Raw genomic sequence first — 17,923 nt, 5'->3', positions numbered from 1 at the left:
CGCTTCGGGGCGCGCGGTCCGCGCCCCGGGGGCCGTGAGCGCCGGGTCCGCCCCCGCCGCGGACGCCGGGTCCGCCGCGCGGGTACGGCGGGCGGGCGGGATCGCGCCAGGGGGCGTGGCGACGGGGGACGCCACCGCCTCGCAGGGGCGCCGGAGGGTGCGGGCCGCGCCGGGTCCGGAGGTGGCGAGCGCCGGGTCCGCCGCGCGGGTGCGGCGGGCAGGCGCGGTGACGGAGGTTGCCTCCGCCCCGCAAGGGCGCCGGAAGGCGAAGGCTGCGCGCGGGGTGGAGGGTGCCGTCTCCTACGCCCTGCGGCAGATCGGCGACCCGTACGTCCTCGGCGGGAACGGGCCGAAACGCTGGGACTGCTCCGGGCTGGTCCAGCAGGCGTACAAGCGCGCCGGCATCCGGCTGCCGCGACTCGCCGTCGATCAGTACCGGGCCACGGCCCGCGTGTCGAAGAAGTCGCTGCGCCGGGGCGACCTGGTGTTCTGGTCGGCCAACGGGCGGGCCTCCGGGGTGCACCACGTCGCGATCTACCTCGGCGGCGGCCGGTACGTCGAGTCGGCCCGGCCCGGCACGAAGGTCCGGATCTCCTCCTTCTCGTACTTCAGCCCGAACATGTACGGGCGGCCGGTCGCGAAGGCCGAGAAAGCCGGGAAGGCCAAGGCGGCTGCGAAGGCCAAGCAGGCCGGGAAGGCCGGGGCGGCCGGGAAACGGTGACCGGGTCATTGCCGCATTTGGCCTGGACATGACTATTGGCCGGTACTAGCCTCCGCATTGGTCTGGACCGCATTTCACCTCCGGACCGTCACTCACCCACCTCACAGAACCCCCCACGTTCTCGAGGAGTGCAGCAATGCGAAAGAAGATCAGTGCGGCGATCATCGGCTTAGGAGTCGCCTGCGTCTCCGTCGCCGCCACCGGCACGGCCACCAGTCACGGCTACACCGACGCCCCCACCAGCCGCCAGGTGTTCTGCGCGAAGGACACCGTCCAGGACTGCGGCGAGATCCAGTGGGAGCCGCAGAGCGTCGAGGGCCCCAAGGGCTTCCCGTCGCACGGCCCCTCGGACGGCACCCTGTGCGCGGGCGGCAACAGCCGCTTCGCCGAGCTCGACGACCCGCGCGGCGGGAACTGGCCGGCCACCAAGGTCACCTCCGGCCAGAGCTACACCTTCCGCTGGAAGCTCACCGCGCGCCATGCGACCACGGACTTCCGCTACTACCTCACCAACAGCCACTACGACCCCACCAGGCCGCTGACCAGAGCGGACCTCGACCCGCAGCCCTTCCTGACCGTGCCCTACGGCGGCCGGATCCCCGACGCGACCGTCACCCATCAGGGCACCATTCCGGCCGGTCGCACCGGCAAGCAGCTCATTCTCGCGGTGTGGACCATCGCGGACACCGGTAACGCGTTCTACGCCTGTTCCGACGTCCGGTTCTGACGGCGCCGGGCACCGATGTTCCGAGGGGCGCGGGGCGGCCCGGCCGGCGGCGGCCGCCCCGCGTCGCTCACTCCTCGGGATCGGGCACGCTCGTGTCCCGGCGCAGCGCGATCCGCCCCAGTGCCGCCGCCACCGCCAGCGCGACCACGGCCAGCAGCGCGTAGTCCGGCACCGCGCCGCCGACGCGCGAGGCGAACTCCTCCAGCCGGAACTCCTGCTCGGCGTCCAGGATCCCCGGCAGCCCGGTCGTCCCGTCGTAGCGGAGGAAGAGCACTCCGATGCCGATGAAGAACAGCCCCGACAGCAGCGACGTGGTGTGCAGCCGCAGCCGGCCGAGCCGCAGCTCCCGTCCGCGCAGCCAGCGCCGGCCGCCGAGCCGGTAGCGGTCCCAGAACAGCGCCAGCACGAACAGCGGCAGCGCCATGCCCAGCGCGTACACGGCCAGCAGCGACGCCCCGTACACCGGGTTGCCGTGCACGGCCGACACGGTCAGCACCGCGCCGAGGATCGGCCCGGCACAGAAGCCGGCCAGTCCGTAGACGCAGCCGAGCAGGAACGTCGACGCCGCCGAGCGCGGCGTGATGCGGCCGGCCGCCGCCTGGGCCCGCCTGGAGGCGAAGCCCAGGCCCAGGATCTGGGCGGCGCCGAGTGCGATGACGACCCAGCCGCCCGCCGTGACCAGCAGGTCGCGGTGGCCGTTGAAGAGCCGGCTCGCGGCGGTGGAGGCCGCGCCGAGCGGCACGAGGGTGGTGGCCAGCCCGAGGTAGAAGACGCCGGTGCGGGCGAGCAGCTTTCCGGTGCTCGCGAGCGAGTACGCGAAGAAGGCGGGCAGCAGCAGCGCGCTGCACGGACTGAGCAGGGCGAGGGCGCCGCCGAGGAAGGCGGCGAGGAAGCCGATGTCCGTCACTTGGCGGTCCCCGCGGGAGCGGCCGCCTTCGCGGCCTTCGCCTGTTCGACGGCCTCCTCGAACGCCTTCATCGGCTGGGCGCCCGCCAGGGGACGGCCGCCGACCAGGAAGGACGGGGTGCTCTGCACACCGAGCGAGTAGCCCTCCTGCTGGTCCTTCTGCACGGCGGCCTCGGCCTCCGGGCCGTTCATGTCCTGGCGGAAGCGGTCGAGGTCCGCCACGCCGGCCGCGCCGGCCATCTCGACGAGCTTGTCCTCGGCGAGCGCGTCGCCCTTGCGCAGCTTGGCGAAGAGCTCGTCGTGCAGGGCGGGGAAGCGGCCCTGACGCCCGGCGGCCCAGGCGGCGCGGGCGGCCCGCTCGGAGTCCTTGCCGAAGATCGGGAAGTTGCGGAACTCGATCCGCAGGACGCCCGTGTCCACATACTTCCTGACCAGCTCGGGCAGGGTCTCGCGGGTGAAGCGGCCGCAGAACGAGCACTGGTAGTCGGCGTACTCGACGAGCACGACGGGGGCGTCGGTCTTGCCGAGGGCGAGCGGGTCGCCCTGCTCGCGGCGGCTGGTGGTGCGCTCCAGATCGTCGTAGAGCTTCTGCTGCGGATCGGCGGCCGGGCCGTTCGCCGCTCCGGCGGCGGCTGACGGCTCGCGCTTGCCGTCACCGCCGCTCTTGCCGAGGGCGATGCCCGCGGCGACAAGCGCCACGATCAGCGCGAGGACGGCGCCGACGGCGGCCGCGCGGCGACCGGGCGTGGAAAGACGTGCGGAAGTGGACATGGCGGGGTGGGCTCCCTGAACGTACGCGACTGAAAGCGTACGAATATGTACGGATCTATGGAATCTGGGCGCGCTGACGCACGGCCGATGGAGGTGGCCGTGGTGGCGGGGTCTAGATCCGCAGGACGGGGAGCAGTTCGGCGCAGCCGGCGACGGGGGCGGGCGGCGCCCGGGGCGCGGTGGCCTCCGGGGCGCGCAGGCGCGGCAGCGGGGTCCGGGTGGTGCCGGGCGCGGTGAGCGGGTCCGGCTGGGGGTGCGCGACGGCGAGCTCGGCGCCCTTGAGCGGGACGTCCTGCTGGCGGCAGGTGCCGCCGGAGGCCTTGCCGGTCTCGGTGGCTGCGGTGGCTGCGCTGGCCTTGGGAGCCTTGGCGGCCTTGGCGGCGGGTGCCCCGGGGACGGGGAGCGCCGCGAAGGCGGGGACGCCGCTCGCCGCATAAGCGGAAGGGCCCGCTCCGGAGAGGGAGGGGCCGAAGATCACCGCGAGGAGGAGCAGCAGCGCTGCGGCGACCGTCGAGCGGCGGTGCTGCGGCACGTGCTTTCTCCTTCCCGGACGTGATCAGCGGCGGCCCTCCATGCTACGGGCCGCCGGATCACGCGCGGTCCTACGCGGCCCGGCGGGCGTCCGCCGCGAGCGCGCGCAGCGCGGTGCGCTGGGCGTACCAGAGGAGGGTGACCGTGGTGGCGGCCATCACGATCGCGAAGGCGAGGTGGCCCGCCGTCGTGACGACCGTCAGACCGATCAGGCTGATCACCAGGTGGCTGCCGAGCCGCAGCGCGAGCAGGGCGATGGCCACCTTCCGGGTGCTCCTGCCGCGCCACAGCCGCTTGGCCAGCTTCAGCCGGGAGCGCATGACGGTCAGCGAGGCGACGAGGTTGACCACGCCCAGCGCGCCGAGGACCCACAGGCTCTGCGGGTAGGCCTTGAACAGGTCGTAGGCCGCGGACATCAGGCCCTCGAAGGCGAAGAACCAGGTCGGGAGCGGCTTGATCTCCGCATCGGCGGCAGCCTGGCCGGCCGGGGTCGTCGTCGGGGCGGCTGCGGTGGGGGCGATGGTCGCGGTGTCCATGGCAAGAAGTCTGTCGTGGTGGGCCGTGCGCGGGCAGAGCCGGCCATCACGGGTCCGCGATGACATAAGTCATCGCGGGGGAGGCGGGCTGAGCGTACGACGAAGGCCCCTCGCCGGAACGAGGGGCCTTCGTCTGTCTGTGCGCCGCCAGGGACTCGAACCCCGGACCCGCTGATTAAGAGTCAGCTGCTCTAACCAACTGAGCTAGCGGCGCTCGCTGACGAGATAAATACTACCTGGTCCGAACGGGTGCTCCCAACCACCCGCCTCAGGGGTCCCTCAGAGCGACAGCGACAGCAGCATCGGGGCCGCGTGCCGGTTCAGCGTGTCGGCGGCCCGGCGCAGCCGGTGCGCGTGCTCGACGGGGAGGGACAGCGCCAGCGAGCCGACCGAGCGGCCCGCCGTGATCGGGACGGCGGCGCAGACCGTGCCCACCGCGTACTCCTGGAGGTCCAGGACCGGGACCGTGACCGGCTGGGCGTCGAGCTTGCGGAACAGCACCTTCTCGTTGGTGATCGTCCGGGAGGTGAGCCGGGCGGCGCGGTGCCGGGAGAGATGATCGCGCCGGTCGTCGTGGTCCAGCTGGGTGAGCAGGCACTTCCCGACGGCCGTGGCGTGGGCGGCGACGCGGAAGTCGACCCACTCGTGGACCTTCGGGGTACGCGGGCCGTCCGCGTACTGCGTGATCCGCAGCTCGCCGTCCACGTAGCTGCTGAGGTAGACGGCGGCGCCGACCGTGTCGCGCAGGGCGGACAGGGAGCGCTGGAGCTTGCCCTCCAGGGCCGCCTTGCGGTCGCCGCCGGAACTGAGCAGCAGAAACGACTCGCCGACGACGTAGCCGCCGTCGCCGGTCAGCTCCACGTACTCCTCGCGGCGGAGCATCAGCAGCAGATGCGCGAGGTGCCCGGCGGGCAGCCCCGTCTCGCGCGCGATCTGTGCCTCGCTGACGCCGCCGGCGTGTCTGGCGACCGTTTCCAGCGCGCGCAGGGCGTACTGCACCGAGTGGAACGGTGCGGTCGGCTCGGGCCTGAGCGTCACGGGGTCCCCCTGGCGGTGTTCCGGCGGGTGCAGCGCTGTGCACGGTCCACGATAGGCGTGAACCCGGGCGCGGGGAGAGGGGGTTGGGCAGGTGGGGACGGGTTGGCATATGCCGGGGGCCCTGCGGGCGGCCGGCCGGGAATAACCGGAGCACGGCTCCGGTTGAGCTGGCCGCAGCCGAGAGACCCAGGGAGGGGCCACCGTGGCCGACACCGCTGACATTGCCGACTTCCATGACGACGTGGTCCGGGCCGAGCCACGCGGGAGCGCACCCGTGCCGCTGTCCGTGCTGGACCTCGCGACCGTCGGCAGCGGCCGGACCGCCCGGGAGGCGCTCGCCACCACCGTGGAACTCGCCCGGCTCGCCGAGCGGCGCGGCTACCACCGCTTCTGGGTCGCCGAGCACCACTCCATGCCGGGGGTCGCCAGCTCCTCCCCGGCCGTGCTGCTCGCCCATCTGGCCGCCCACACGGACCGCATCCGCCTCGGATCCGGCGGCGTCATGCTCCCGAACCATGCGCCGCTGGTGATAGCCGAGCAGTTCGGCACCCTGGAGGCGCTCGCGCCGGGGCGCGTTGACCTGGGCCTGGGGCGCGCGCCGGGCACGGACGGCGCCACCGCCGCCGCCCTGCGCCGCTCGGACCAGCTCGCCGAGGGTGCCGACGACTTCCCGCGGCAGCTGTCGGAGCTGACCCGCTTCCTGGACGACGACTTCCCGGACGGGCACCCGTACGCCCGCATCCACGCCGTGCCGGGGCCCGTACAGGGGCGGGTCCCCGGCGGCGTCCAGCGCGCCGACCGCCCGTCGATCTGGCTGCTCGGTTCCTCGGGCTTCAGCGCCCGGCTGGCGGGGGCACTCGGCCTGCCCTTCTCCTTCGCGCACCATTTCGCTGCCGCGAACACGGTTCCGGCGCTGGAGCTGTACCGCGAATCGTTCCGCCCCTCGGCCGTCCTCGACCGCCCGTACGCCAAGATCGGCGTCCAGGCGTTCGCCGCGGAGACGGCGGAGGAGGCCCGCCGCCAGGTCCGTACGGGCGCTCTGGCCATGCTCCGGCTCCGTACGGGGCGCCCCGGCCTGATCCCCACCCCCGAGGAGGCGGCCGCCTACGACTACAGCCCGGCGGAGCGCGACTTCGTCGCGAACTGGCTGTCCAACGTCGTGCACGGGACGCCGGAGGAGGTCCGCGAGGGCCTCGACGCGCTCGCGAAGCGCACGGGGGCGGACGAGCTGATGCTCACCAGCAATGCGCACAGCGCGTCCGCGCGGGTCCGCAGCTACGACCTGATAGCGAACGCGTACGGCTTCCCGCCGGCGACCTGACCCGCGGGGCGCCCCGCGCCCCACGGGCAGCCGGCCCGGGGCCGTGGTCAGTCCGCCGGACCCTCGCCGTGTCGGTTGCCCGCCGTTGCGGCGGGAAAGGGGTGCGGGGCCCGGCCCCGCGGTCCTGGTGGTGGCCGGTCGGCTCCTTGTGCCGTCCCCTAGCGGGTGCGGTACCCCCTCCCGCCGCGATGGCGCTCAGCCACGGGCGACGTGCTCGGCGGTGCCGTGCCGGCCTGGGGCCGTGGTCAGTCCGGTGGGCCGTCGCCGTGTCGGTTGCTCGCCGTTGCGGCGGGCAGGGGGTGCGGGGCCGGGCCCCGGGGTGCTGGGCGGGGCTGGGTGGCGGGCGCGGTACTCCCCTCCCGCCGCGACGGCGCTGTGGTGGGGCGGGGGGTGCCCCCGGTTTCGTTGTCGTGGGGGAGCAGGAGCGGGATGCGGTCCGGGGGGAGGGGGCGGGAGTAGAACCAGCCCTGGCCCGTGTCGCAGCCGAGGCGGCCCAGGCGTTCGGCCTGTTCCGCGCTCTCGACGCATTCGGCGGTGACCGTCAGGCCGAGCCGGTGGGCCAGCTGGACGAGAGCCTCGACGATGGTCTCGTCCGCCGGGTTCGGTCGTTCCTCGGCGCGGAAGCCGCGCATGAAGGAGCCGTCGAGCTTGAGCGTGGAGACCGGCAGCCGGCTGAGGTAGGCGAGGTTGGAGTAGCCGGTGCCGAAGTCGTCGATGGCGATGGCGACGCCCATGTCGCTCAGCTCCCGCAGCTGCTGGAGGGGGCGGCCCGCCGAGCCCATCACCGCCGACTCCGTGAGCTCCAGCTGGAGCAGCCGCGGCGGCAGCCCGGTCTCGGCGAGGATGGCCGCGACGTCGGCCACCAGATCCGAGTCCCACACCTGACGCACCGCCACATTGACGCTGACGACGAGTTGTTGCCCCGGCCGCTCCAGCTGCCAGCGGCGCGCCTGCCGGCAGGCGGCGCCCAGGACCCAGCGCCCGAGCGGAACGATGGCGCCGGTCTCCTCCGCCAGCCCGATGAACCGGTTGGGCGCCAGCACGCCGTACTCCGGGTGCCGCCACCGCACGAGCGCCTCCACGCCCCGCACGATGCCGTCGCCCAGCCCGACCAGCGGCTGGTAGTGCAGGGTGAACTCGCCCCGCTCGACGGCCGGCCGCAGCCGGCTGGCGAGGGCCTGGCGGGTCATGCGGTGGGCGTTGCGCTCGGGGTCGAAGACGGTCCAGCGGGCCTTGCCGTCGGCCTTCGCCCAGTACAGCGTGGTGTCGGCGGCCTGCATCAGCTCGGTTGCGTGGGTGCCGGCGGCGGGCCGCTCGACGACGCCGATGCTGGCGGAGACGGCCAGCGGCTGCCCGGCGACCTCGAACGGCCGCTGGAGTGCGGCCTGCACCTCCGCCGCCAGGGCCACGAGCTGCTCCGTGCCCGAGGACTCCTCGACCAGCAGGGCGAACTCGTCACCGCCGAGCCGCGCGACGAGGTGCCCGCCGGGCGCGGCGACGTCGGTCAGGCGCCGGGCCACCGCCCACAGCAGCCGGTCGCCGGCCCGGTGGCCGAGGGTGTCGTTGACGGCCTTGAAGCCGTCGAGGTCGAGGTAGCACAGCCCGATCCGGCGCGCCGTGCCCAGCGCGGCGGCCAGCCGCTCGAAGAAGAGGCCGCGGTTGGGCAGCCGTGTCACCGGATCGTGTGAGCGCACGTGCCGCAGCCGGGCGCGCAGAACGCGCCGCTCGCTGACGTCGGCGACCGACAGGAGCGCGTCCCGGCTGTCGGGCAGCGGGATGACCGTCACCTCGGCCCACAGGCCCCGGCGGCCGGGCCGTCTGAGCCGCCGGGTGCAGTGCAGCCGGTCGCGGCGGCCGAGCAGCACGTCGCGGTACTGGTCCCAGGTGCGCGAGTCGTCGCGCAAACCGGTGAACTCGTCGGCGGGCGAGTCCCGCAGCCGCGCGGGATCGGTGCCCAGCAGCGCGCCGAGCGCGTCATTGGCGGTGCGTACGAGACCGTCGCGGCCGACGACGGCCATCCCGAGCCGCGCCGCGCGGAAGGCGGCGCGGAAATCAATCGCAGTTACGTCACGTTGCGTGACGGCCGGGGGCGTGGAACCGGGCACGCCGCTCGGGCCGTCGGAGGATCCGCTCACCGCTCGCTCCAGCGTTGGCATCTGTTCCGCACAGAGATGCACGGGGATTCCGTACCGTCCGTGCGGGCTTCATGGAACACGTACGCGTGGTCGAAATGGCGGCAAATGACCGCCTGTAGGAGGGTTCCGTGCTGGAAATGTGGCGATCATAGGGCTCGTACGGGGACCGTTCCAGCGGCCCTGCCGCGAGCGGTGGAGCCGCCGACGAGGGTTCGACAGTTTCTGAACGTCCGTGCGCGTCGCTGCGCGCTCATGCCTGAGGCTGAATGGCCGCTTCTTCCCGATTGACCGTCAGTGACTGAGTGTGATGTACCCAGAAGTCGGCTTAGTCACTCGACTGGGGTAGTGAAACGGGGCATACCACCACAAATAACAAGAGGGTGGGGGAGGTCTCCCGATTCCGTCCTCGGAGGTCGACGTGGTGCGTGCACAGACACCCATGGGAGTGGAACGGCCGCGGCTGCGCCGCACCGGTGCCGTCCTCACCTCCCTGTGCGCGATCGCCACCACCGCCATCACCGGCCCCGCCCACGCGGTCGGACTCGGCGGGCCGTGCGCCCTTCCTCGCAGCGACGCGCACCACTCCGAGGGCCTGGACAGCTGGAACACCGACTACCCGCGCCCGGCCGGCCGGCTGGACGCCGTCATGATCTTCCTGTCGTTCCCGGACGCGAAGCCCTACGTCGCCCCGGAGAAGCTCGCGGCGGACCACTTCCCCGCCACCTCCCGCTTCTTCGAGCGGGCCTCCTACGGGCGCTTCTCGCTCCGCGTCCACCCCGAGAAGCGGTGGATCCGGATGCCCCGGCCCTCCACCGACTACCGGATACAGCGCGACTGGGACGGCGAGCGGCGCACCACATATCTGCGCGACGCCATCGCCGCCGCCGACCCCACGGTGGACTTCAGCCGCTACGGCCTGGTCTACCTCGTCGCCGACCCCGACGCCCCCGGCGTCGACTCCGACGCGACCAAGGTCGTCAACCTCGACCAGCCCCTCCAGGCCGACGGCGCCGAGCTGCGCCGCGTCGTCACCGTCTTCGAGCACCATCCACCCGACCGCAACGTCCTCGCGCACGAGACCGGGCACGTCCTCGACCTGCCCGACCTCTATCACCGGCCCACGGACGGCAAGGGCGACTGGGACACCCATGTGGGTGACTGGGATCTCATGGGCAGCCAGTTCGGGCTGGCCGCAGACCCCTTCGCCTGGCACAAGTGGAAGCTGGGCTGGCTCACGGCACGCCAGGTCGACTGCGTCTCGGCCGCCGGCAGCACCCTGCACACCCTCCAGCCGCTGGAGGCGCCCATGCAGCCGCGCACGGACACGCGCACCCGGATGGTCGTCGTCCGGACGGGCCTGAACAGCGCGCTCGCGCTGGAGGCGCGCGGCGCGGCCGGCAACGACTCCTCCACCTGCACCGAGGGCGTACTGGTCTACCGGGTGCGCAGCGACACCGCCTCCGGCGCCGGGCCGATCAAGGTGCTGGACGGGCATCCGCGCACCCAGGCCTGCTGGGGGGAGTCGGTCTACCCGCAGCTGGCGGACGCGCCGCTCGGCGTGGGGGAGTCCCTGACCGCGGAGGAGGACGGGGTACGGGTGGAGGTGCGCGGCCGTACGACGAGCGGGGCGTGGACGGTGCGCGTCACCCGCTGAGCGGCCCGCTCGGCATACGACGAAGGCCCCTCGCCGGAGCGAGAGGCCTTCGTCTGTCTGTGCGCCGCCAGGGACTCGAACCCCGGACCCGCTGATTAAGAGTCAGCTGCTCTAACCAACTGAGCTAGCGGCGCCTGCTGACGTGGAAGACTTTAGCACCCTGATCCGGTGGAAAGAAAATCCGTATGTTTCAGCCGCGCGTGAGCGCGGGCGCGCTGGTCACGGCGGGTGTCCTGGCCGTCCCCAGGGCCGGGCGGGCGGCCCGCACGCAGGCCCACAGCAGCACGTCCGGGCCGGGCAGCCAGGGGCGGCGCTCCTCGGGGGCCAGCAGCCAGCGCGTGGCGGGGGGCGTCGGCTCGGCCGCCTCGTCGGGCGGGCGTGGCGCCGGGACCGTCACGGCGTCCCCGGTGCCGTGGCAGAGCAGCGGGGGCACCGCGCGCGACCACTCCTCCCAGGCCAGCAGTGCCGGCAGCCGCTGGGCCGTCCCGGGGGCGGCGAAGAGCAGCAGCCGGTCCCGCGTGGCGGCGACCGGCCCCGAGCCGGGGCCGCCGGACCACAGCCGGTCGAGCACCTTCCGCCCGAAGAGCACCGGGACGCCGATCACGTCGAACGCGGTGCCACAGGGCAGCACGAGCGGGGCCGTGGGGTTGTCGGCCCACAGCGCGTGCACGCTGCGGGGGAAGCGGCTGGCGGAGGCCAGCCAGTCGATGCCCTCGGGGGTCGCGCGCACGGCGGTGGGGCGGGTGTGGAGGGGGTGCGGGTCGCGTGGCCGGTACGTCATGGGTCTATGGTGTGCGCCACGTCACTGTCCGCATCCAGTAGTTCACGGAAATCGGGACAGGGTGGCGGGCGGTGCGCTATCTTGCGCGCCGCATATGCCAACGGCCCATGGCGGGGGCCATGGGCCGTGCTCGGGGTGTTCGTTCCCCGCGTTACTCCACCGCGCTGCCGTCCCGCAGCAGGCCGCGGCCGAACTCGACCATCTTCTTGGCGTAGTCCTCGCTCCACTCGGCGCGCTCCGCGATCACGGCCGTCGGCAGCCGGTCGAAGCGCCGGGGATCGGCGAGCTGGGCCGCCGCCACCGCCTGGTACTCGGTCGCGCGGTCGGCCGCGGCGCGGAAGGCCAGGGCCAGCTCCGTGGAGCGGGCCAGCAGCTCGCGCGGGTCCTCGATCGATTCGAGATCGAAGAAGTGCTCGGGATCGGCGACGGCCTCGGGCGGCTCGAAGAGCAGCTGCGCGGGCTTCAGACGGCGCGTACCACCGCTCTCACGCCCGCCGGGAGCCTGCTTCGGCTCGCACATGTACATACCTCCAGGATCGTCTGCACCGTCATCCATTGTCCTGCGGCGCGCAAGTACGCCGGGTCGCCTGCGGCTGGGCTTGCCCCACTTGCGGCGGGGGAACACCGGGGGGGGGCCCCCGGGCCCCCGGGTGCGGCGTCTCCGGGCTGTGGCCCGGACCGGCACCGCCGGGCTGGTCGTCGTGGGCTGAGCGCCGTGGCGGCGGGAGGAATTTCCGGGGGCGAGCCCCCCGGGCCCCGGGTGTGGCGTCTGCCCGGTGGGTCTTTGCCCGGGCTGCGGCCCGGGTCGGCACGGCCGGGCTGGTTGGCGTGGGCCGCGCGGTGGCGGCGTGAGGAATTGCGGGGAGGCCGAGGCCCCCGGCCCCGCGTCTCAGGGCTGGTTGTCGTGGGCTGAGCGCCGTGGCGGAGGGAGGAATTCCCGGGGGCGAGCCCCCCGGGCCCCAGCCGTCGGGTCGGCGCGTCGGGGCCGCTCGCCGCGGCGGGAGAGGCGGGGGGAGAACTGTCCGCCGCTACGGCGATCGGCCACCGTGGCGAGGGTCCGGCGGCATTCGCGATCACCGGACCGACGCATCAGGCCGGGCCCGCCCGCCAGGGCACCCGGTGTTCGGAGAGGTGCGCCAGCACCGCGTGGTGGGCCTCCCAGCCGTCCGGGAACTTGACCGTCACGCCCAGGGCGACCGGCTCCGTCGACGGGTGGTCGTCCAGGAGGCGGTCCACGCCCGCTCGGCAGACCACCACGCACGCGTGCCGGTGCCGGGAGGCGAGCACGCACAGGCGGCCCGTCTCCAGGTGGAAGGCCGACGCGTCCGGGCGGCCCGAGAGCGGGTGCAGGACGACCGTCACGTCGAACTCGCGGCCCTGCAGCCGGTTGGCCGTGTCGACCGTCACGCCGGTCACGCCCAGCCCGGCCAGGGCCGTGCGCACCGCCGCCGCCTGGTCGCGGTGGGCGGTGCCCACGGCGACGCGGTCCGCGGTCAGCGGCACCGGCTCCGGCGACCGCTCGCTGGTGACCGCACCGCCCCGGTCGAGCAGCCGCCGCACCACCAGGGCCACCGCGCCGATCGCCTCCGGGTCCGTGCGCGGCGTGTGGCGCGCGGGCAGCTCCAGCAGGCCCCAGCCCGACTCGGCCGCCTCGTCCAGCACCCGGTCCGGGCCGTCGCCGTCCGACGGCACGCCGAAGGTCAGCCGCCGGTCGCCGTGGTCCGTGCCGCTCCGGAACGGCGTGTACGGGTAGAAGGCGTCGGACACCAGCGGCGCGGCCGACGCGGGCAGCCGCCAGGACACCGGAAGCCGGTGCTGCGGCAGCCCCGGGTTGTGGGCCAGCAGCGTGCTCACCGCGCTCGCCGACGGGTCGTACGACAGCCCGGCCCACTGCTCGGCACCCACCTGGCTGAACGGGTCCAGCTGGCCCGGGTCCCCGACGAACAGCGCCCGCTCGAACAGCCCGGCCACGGCCAGCAGCGCGTCCGAGCGCATCTGGTACGCCTCGTCGACGATCGCGTGCCGCCACGGCTCGTCGACCTTGGTGTGCGCCCACTTCGCGGCCGTCGACACCACCACGTCCAGCCCGGCGAGGGCCGCGATCTTCGGGGACTTCACGACCCCCTCGTGCGCGTCGAGCGCCGGGTCGTAGGGCTGCTGGTCGTTGCTGTGCAGCCGGCCGACCGGCAGGTCCGGGTCCTGCTCGGCCAGGCGGAGCACCAGATCGTCGACCTGGGCGTTGGTCTGCGCCACGATCATCAGCCGGCGGCCCGCCGCCGCGAGCTCCCGGGCGGCCCGTACGACCAGCGTGGACTTCCCCGCGCCGGGCGGGGAGTCGACGACGACCCCGCGCCGGGGGCTGTGCAGGGTGTCCCGCAGGATCGCCTCGGTCGCCCTGTCGGCGGCCCGGGCGGCGTCGAAGGCACGGCCGCGCGCCAGCCGTACGGTCACAGGTAGTCCTCCACGGTCACCGGGTCGGGGTTCTCGGCCGGGGCGGCCGCATCCGGCGGGCCGCCGTGCGTCCACGGTGTGTCCTCCGGCTCGGGCAGCTCGGGGCCGCCCCGGGGCGCGTGCTCGAAGAGCGTCCAGCAGACCTGGTCGCCCTTCTCGGGCACGGAGCCCGGATCGGGGACCTTGCCGCGCCCCATGCCGGCGGTCAGCCGGACGGTCGGCCCGTCGGGCCCGGGCTCCACGACCTCCGCGGTCTGGGTCCGGCCGTCGGCCGTGGCCCGGTACACCCGGGCGCCCTCGGCGAGGTGCGGGGAGTCGTCCGTCCGCACGGTCACCAGCGGGCGCGGGCGGGGCACCTTCGCCTGCGAGTACTCCATCACCACCTCGGTGACCTCCCCGGCGAACGCCTCGCCCGCCAGCCGGCGCCCGGCCATCACCAGCGGGTCGTCCAGCGCCTCCTGCGCGTCCAGCAGGGCCTGCGCGGTCTCGCGCGAGGCCAGCTTGCGGGCCGCCGTCACCGCGTCGTCCCGCCGCGGCTGCGGCGGCTCACCGGCCCGTACACGGTCCCGGTGGGCGGTGTACGACCAGCGGTCGCGCCGCCAGCGGTCGGCGACGTGCGCGCCCTCCGGCAGGGCGCGCAGCAGGTCGACGCCGCGCCAGACGGCGTCCCAGGTGGGCCGCAGCTGCGACTCCAGCAGGGCGCGGATCTCCGCCTCGGCCCCGGGCAGCCCCGCGTCGTAGCGGGCCACGGCGGGGGCGAGGCGCTTGTTGTCGAAGGCCGGGTCGGTCGCCGGACCGGCGGGCGGCGTGGTGAGCAGCCCGTCGCCGTCCCGCTCGGTCTCCGCCCGCAGGGCGGCCTCGGCACCGCTCGTCCCGGCGGGCGGGTCGATCCAGGCGAGCAGCGCGCCGAGGTGCTGGTCCTCCAGGGCGCTCTGGCCCGTCGCCCAGTGCCGGCCGAGCAGCGCGGTCATCGGCAGCAGCAGCGACGAGCCGGGCACCCGCGCGCGCTCCCCGAGGTGCGTCAGCCACCGCCCCAGCAGCGGCACGCGCGGCGGCGCGGGGTGCGGCGCGTCGGGGTCCTGATCGGCGGTGCGCCGGAAACGCGTCGACCGCCCGAGCAGCCGGACGTACTCCACACCGGCCGCGCTGGGGACCAGCACCTGTGGCGCGTCCGCGCAGACCTCGTCGTCGCCCTCCTGCTCGTCGGAGAACTCCTCCAGGTACGGCACCAGGACGTCCGCCAGCTCGGCCAGGAACGCGAACCGGAGATCCCGGTCGCGCGGCTGCGCGACGGTCAGCAGCCGGGGTGCCTGCCGCTCGGTGCCGACGAGCGCGCCGAGGGGGGCGCCGGCTTCGCCGGCGGTGGTGAGCGGTACGAGCACGAGCGGACGCTCGGAGAGGTGGCGGTGGCGGACCGTCGCCAGGGGCGTCGCGCGGCCTTCCGCGGCGGCTTCCATGCGGGCGAGGGTGTGCATCAGCGACATGGGTTCGCGCTCCCCTCGTGGGGGCTGCGGGGTGGTTGCGGCCGTCGTTCCGGTTGTGCCGACCCTCGCCCGTCGCTGACCGCATGGGGGTGCCCCCGTCGCCCTGCGGAAGGACTGCCCGCAACCGGGTGCGGCACGTTCTTCGCGCGGTCCGGGGGTGCGGGGGCAGCGCCCCCGCGGGGCGCTAGCGGGGGGAAACCAAGTGCTTCCGCCCGCAACCGCGCCGCTCGCCGGAGCGCCGCCACCGCCGGGTCGTCGGGGTCACCCGTCTCGCCGCGGGCGGCGGCCAGGACGGACGCGATGGTCGGCATCCCGCCGAGCTCCGACCGCGCCGCCCGCCCGAGCCGGGTCACCGCGTCGCCCGCGGCGTTCCGGCAGTGGAAGGCCAGCTCGCACGCCGCCAGGCACTCCGGCGCGTACGCCGCCGGGACCGCGGCCACCGCCGCGGTGAGCTCGGCGGCCGGCCGCCCGGCGTCGAACGTGACGCCGGGCGGCAGCGCGGCGGCGATCTCCTCGACGCGGATGAGGCGGGCGAGCTGGCGCCGCGTGGTGGCGAGCGGCTTGCGGAGGTCGACGAGGGCCGCGGTCGGCAGGTTGGAGAAGTCCTTCGGGCAGACCAGCAGGGCCGACTCGCGCACGCGCGCCTCGTCGCCCAGGCGGGCCGCGACCTCCCGCAGGGCGAGCGCGTAGACCGCGGCCTGGCGGGCGGCGGCGCCGACCTTGGCCGGGTCGGCCGTGCCGTCGATCATCGGGAAGGACTTGATCTCGACGACGGTCCAGTCGCCGCCGGGGCCGACGACGATCGCGTCGGGCTCCAGATAGGCGGGCGTGCCCGCGACGGTGAGGGCGAGCAGCGGGTGGTCCAGGAGCGCCCAGCGGCCGGCGGCGGTGGCCTCCCGCAGGGCCAGGGCCGTACGGGCCGTGCGGCCCTCGGGTGCGATCGCCCTTTCCGGGTCGAACTAAGATCCGCCCCGTGAACACAGCTCTCCTCCTTCTCCTCCTCCCCGTCGTCGGCCTCATGGGCTGGGGCATCGAGCACCGCATCGACCGTGTCAACCGCAGAGTCGCCCGGGTCGAGCGCAAGGTGGACCTGATCCTCGATCACCTCGGCATCCAGGAGGAGAACCCCGGCCTCGCGCGTGTCGCCGCCCTCGCCGCCGAGGGGAAGAGGATCCACGCCATCAAGGCGTACCGCGAGATCACCGGGGCCGGTCTGAAGGAGGCCAAGGAGGCCGTCGACCGTCTCGCCCCGCCGGCGTAGGCGATGGGGTGGTGGGAGATCGACGCCGACACCCTCGCGCACAGCCGGTTCGTCGTCTCCGCGCTCGCCGAGACCACCGCCGGGCTGCTCGCGCTGGAACGCGGGGCGGCCGCTCACCCCGGTGAGCAGGCGTGGCTGGACGCGCACCGGGGCGCCTACCGGGAGCGGCTGGCGGGTGATCCCGTCACCGCCGCGCTCGTCAAGGCCGCCGTCGGGCGGCGCTGGATCGCGGACTTCCTCGCGCCGCCCCCGGGCGAGGGCGAGGCGGGGTTCGAGGAGGAGCTGGCGGTCGTACGCGGGACGCCCGTTGGCACCGTGCGTGCCGATCTCGCCGTGTCCCTGGGCGGTCGGCCGTTGCCGGGCGTTCTGCGTGACCGGTCCGATCCGGCGGAGCGCGCCGCCGAGCTGCTCGCGTGGGTGTGGGAGGAGACCGTGCGGCCCTCCTGGCCGCACCGGCGGCGCGTCATCGAGGCGGAAGTCGTCGCGCGCGCCGCGCAGTTGAGCCAGGGCGGCTGGGCGGCCGCCCTGGACGACCTGCGGCCGGGGATGGGCTGGCTGGGCGAGGGCCGGCTGCGGGTCAACCCGTACGGCAACCCGCCCCGGCGCATACCCGGTACGGGGGTCACCTTCGTGCCCGTCACCCCGCGTCACGGCTGGGTCGCGACGGACCCGGCGCGGCACCGGTACGCCCTGGTGTACCCGTGCTCCGGCGCGCTGGCCGCCGTGGACCGGCCGGCCGTGCCGGAGGCGCTGGGCAGGCTGCTCGGGGCCGGCCGGGCCGGGGTGCTCGTGCTCCTCGGCTCCCCGAAGTCCACGACGCAGCTGGTCGCGCTGACCGGGCAGGGGCTGGGGTCGGTCGGGCGGCACCTCAAGGTGCTGCTCGACGCCCGGCTGATCGGGCGGCGCCGGGCCGGGCGGTCGGTGCTCTACTACCGGACGGCGGCCGGCGAGGCGCTCGTGGAGGCTCAGGACGCCCGGTCCGAGAAGGTGTGAACCAGCTCGATGCGGCCCACGATGTGCGCGTTGAACTCGTCGAGCTCCTCCGCCGGCACCCACAGCTCCAGGATCGTCTCGCCGCCGGCCTGCCGGACGGGATACCGCTCCAGGAACGCGGAGTCCACCTCGAAGCGGGTCACATAACCGGCGCCGTCGTGCCTGACGTTCCAGTCCCGGGCGATGCGGATCGCGTAGTCCTCGTTGAGGACCGGGTAGAAGATCGGCTGCTCCGGCAGCCGCGGCGGCCAGGCACGCCACCCGGCCGCGCGGACGAGTCCGAGCTCCGCGGGGCCCGTCGGGCGCCAGAGGGTCGTCGTCACGGGGTGGCCGGTCATGGGGTCGTCGCTTTCGGGCGGAGCGGTCGGTGCGACGGGACATTACGTGCGCCCCGGCGCCCCCGGCGAGTGGTTTTCCGGTGCCGGGCCGCCCGCTCTCAGGCGGTGCTCCCGCCGGGGACGGCCGGTGAGGACGTCCGGGCGCGGTCGGACCACCAGACCGAGGCCAGCAGGAGCACGCCCGGGACGATTCCGGAGACCACCCTGATGACGGCGCCGGGGGCACCGCAGCCCGCCGCCGCCAGACCGATGGCACCGCAGGCGGCCATCGACGC

17 protein-coding genes, 2 tRNA genes and 1 pseudogene are annotated in these 17,923 nt (G+C 74.6%); 6 read left to right on the top strand and 14 right to left on the bottom strand.

The window, feature by feature from the left end:
- Both AB0K09_RS15060 and AB0K09_RS15055 read left to right on the top strand, forming a co-directional pair.
- Positions 1-721 (top strand): C40 family peptidase (locus AB0K09_RS15060; protein WP_366065789.1); only part of this gene is annotated, 721 nt, incomplete at its 5' end.
- 136 nt (positions 722-857) lie between these two features.
- Complete coding sequence (locus tag AB0K09_RS15055; RefSeq protein WP_366065788.1) at positions 858-1,448, top strand: lytic polysaccharide monooxygenase auxiliary activity family 9 protein; 591 nt, start codon at positions 858-860, stop codon at positions 1,446-1,448.
- Between the two features lie 67 nt (positions 1,449-1,515).
- Here AB0K09_RS15055 and AB0K09_RS15050 read toward each other — a convergent pair whose 3' ends face one another.
- From AB0K09_RS15050 to AB0K09_RS15025, 6 genes are all read right to left on the bottom strand, one after another.
- Positions 1,516-2,355, bottom strand: a complete 840-nt coding sequence (locus AB0K09_RS15050) for a cytochrome c biogenesis CcdA family protein (protein WP_366065787.1) — start codon at positions 2,353-2,355, stop codon at positions 1,516-1,518.
- Positions 2,352-3,125: a DsbA family protein gene (locus tag AB0K09_RS15045; protein ID WP_366065786.1), complete on the bottom strand. Its 774-nt coding sequence runs from the start codon at positions 3,123-3,125 to the stop codon at positions 2,352-2,354. The genes AB0K09_RS15050 and AB0K09_RS15045 overlap by 4 nt, the downstream gene beginning before the upstream one ends.
- Before the next feature lie 112 nt (positions 3,126-3,237).
- A complete protein-coding gene (locus AB0K09_RS15040) occupies positions 3,238-3,657 on the bottom strand; it encodes a hypothetical protein (RefSeq protein WP_366065785.1) in 420 nt (139 codons plus the stop codon).
- Between the two features lie 70 nt (positions 3,658-3,727).
- The gene (locus tag AB0K09_RS15035; protein ID WP_366065784.1) at positions 3,728-4,192 is read right to left on the bottom strand and encodes a hypothetical protein; all 465 of its coding nucleotides are present in this window, start codon (positions 4,190-4,192) and stop codon (positions 3,728-3,730) included.
- A 140-nt stretch (positions 4,193-4,332) separates the two neighbouring features.
- Positions 4,333-4,406, bottom strand: a tRNA-Lys gene (locus tag AB0K09_RS15030).
- Positions 4,407-4,471: 65 nt separating this feature from the next.
- The gene (locus AB0K09_RS15025) at positions 4,472-5,230 is read right to left on the bottom strand and encodes an IclR family transcriptional regulator C-terminal domain-containing protein (protein WP_366065783.1); all 759 of its coding nucleotides are present in this window, start codon (positions 5,228-5,230) and stop codon (positions 4,472-4,474) included.
- 202 nt (positions 5,231-5,432) lie between these two features.
- Between AB0K09_RS15025 and AB0K09_RS15020 the strand changes: the two genes are divergently transcribed.
- Positions 5,433-6,551, top strand: a complete 1,119-nt coding sequence (locus AB0K09_RS15020; RefSeq protein WP_366065782.1) for an LLM class flavin-dependent oxidoreductase — start codon at positions 5,433-5,435, stop codon at positions 6,549-6,551.
- A gap of 245 nt (positions 6,552-6,796) precedes the next feature.
- On the opposite strand, the gene AB0K09_RS15015 is transcribed toward AB0K09_RS15020, so the two are convergent.
- Positions 6,797-8,686: an EAL domain-containing protein gene (locus AB0K09_RS15015; protein WP_366065781.1), complete on the bottom strand. Its 1,890-nt coding sequence runs from the start codon at positions 8,684-8,686 to the stop codon at positions 6,797-6,799.
- Positions 8,687-9,125: 439 nt separating this feature from the next.
- Here AB0K09_RS15015 and AB0K09_RS15010 point away from each other — a divergent pair, with 439 nt between their 5' ends.
- Positions 9,126-10,340 carry a M6 family metalloprotease domain-containing protein gene (locus AB0K09_RS15010; RefSeq protein WP_366065790.1) on the top strand — a complete coding sequence of 405 codons (1,215 nt, stop codon included), beginning with the start codon at positions 9,126-9,128 and terminating at the stop codon, positions 10,338-10,340.
- Between the two features lie 60 nt (positions 10,341-10,400).
- Here the strand turns inward: AB0K09_RS15010 and AB0K09_RS15005 are convergent.
- The 6 genes and pseudogenes from AB0K09_RS15005 to AB0K09_RS14980 form a co-directional block, all read right to left on the bottom strand.
- Positions 10,401-10,474, bottom strand: a tRNA-Lys gene (locus AB0K09_RS15005).
- Positions 10,475-10,530: 56 nt separating this feature from the next.
- A complete protein-coding gene (locus AB0K09_RS15000; RefSeq protein ID WP_366065780.1) occupies positions 10,531-11,121 on the bottom strand; it encodes a bifunctional DNA primase/polymerase in 591 nt (196 codons plus the stop codon).
- A gap of 151 nt (positions 11,122-11,272) precedes the next feature.
- Complete coding sequence (locus tag AB0K09_RS14995) at positions 11,273-11,647, bottom strand: hypothetical protein (protein WP_366065779.1); 375 nt, start codon at positions 11,645-11,647, stop codon at positions 11,273-11,275.
- Between the two features lie 563 nt (positions 11,648-12,210).
- A complete protein-coding gene (locus AB0K09_RS14990; protein ID WP_366065778.1) occupies positions 12,211-13,572 on the bottom strand; it encodes an AAA domain-containing protein in 1,362 nt (453 codons plus the stop codon).
- Positions 13,569-15,056 (bottom strand): hypothetical protein, encoded by a 1,488-nt coding sequence (locus AB0K09_RS14985; protein WP_366065777.1) that lies wholly within the window; start codon positions 15,054-15,056, stop codon positions 13,569-13,571. Before AB0K09_RS14985 ends, AB0K09_RS14990 begins: the two co-directional genes overlap by 4 nt.
- A gap of 200 nt (positions 15,057-15,256) precedes the next feature.
- A pseudogene (locus AB0K09_RS14980) lies at positions 15,257-15,991 on the bottom strand (hypothetical protein); the annotation flags it as partial.
- A gap of 38 nt (positions 15,992-16,029) precedes the next feature.
- Between AB0K09_RS14980 and AB0K09_RS14975 the strand changes: the two are divergent.
- Positions 16,030-16,317 carry a ribosomal protein L7/L12 gene (locus tag AB0K09_RS14975; protein ID WP_366065776.1) on the top strand — a complete coding sequence of 96 codons (288 nt, stop codon included), beginning with the start codon at positions 16,030-16,032 and terminating at the stop codon, positions 16,315-16,317.
- 3 nt (positions 16,318-16,320) lie between these two features.
- A complete protein-coding gene (locus AB0K09_RS14970; protein ID WP_366065775.1) occupies positions 16,321-17,310 on the top strand; it encodes a helix-turn-helix domain-containing protein in 990 nt (329 codons plus the stop codon).
- On the opposite strand, the gene AB0K09_RS14965 is transcribed toward AB0K09_RS14970, so the two are convergent.
- The gene (locus AB0K09_RS14965; RefSeq protein ID WP_366065774.1) at positions 17,283-17,648 is read right to left on the bottom strand and encodes a hypothetical protein; all 366 of its coding nucleotides are present in this window, start codon (positions 17,646-17,648) and stop codon (positions 17,283-17,285) included. The two genes, AB0K09_RS14970 and AB0K09_RS14965, sit on opposite strands and share 28 nt — an antisense overlap.
- Between the last annotated feature and the right edge of the window lie 275 nt (positions 17,649-17,923).

Origin of the sequence: Streptomyces sp. NPDC049577, assembly GCF_040675635.1 — a bacterium.
In the GTDB taxonomy this organism is placed as follows: domain Bacteria; phylum Actinomycetota; class Actinomycetes; order Streptomycetales; family Streptomycetaceae; genus Streptomyces.
This window is presented reverse-complemented; position numbering and strand designations above follow the sequence as displayed.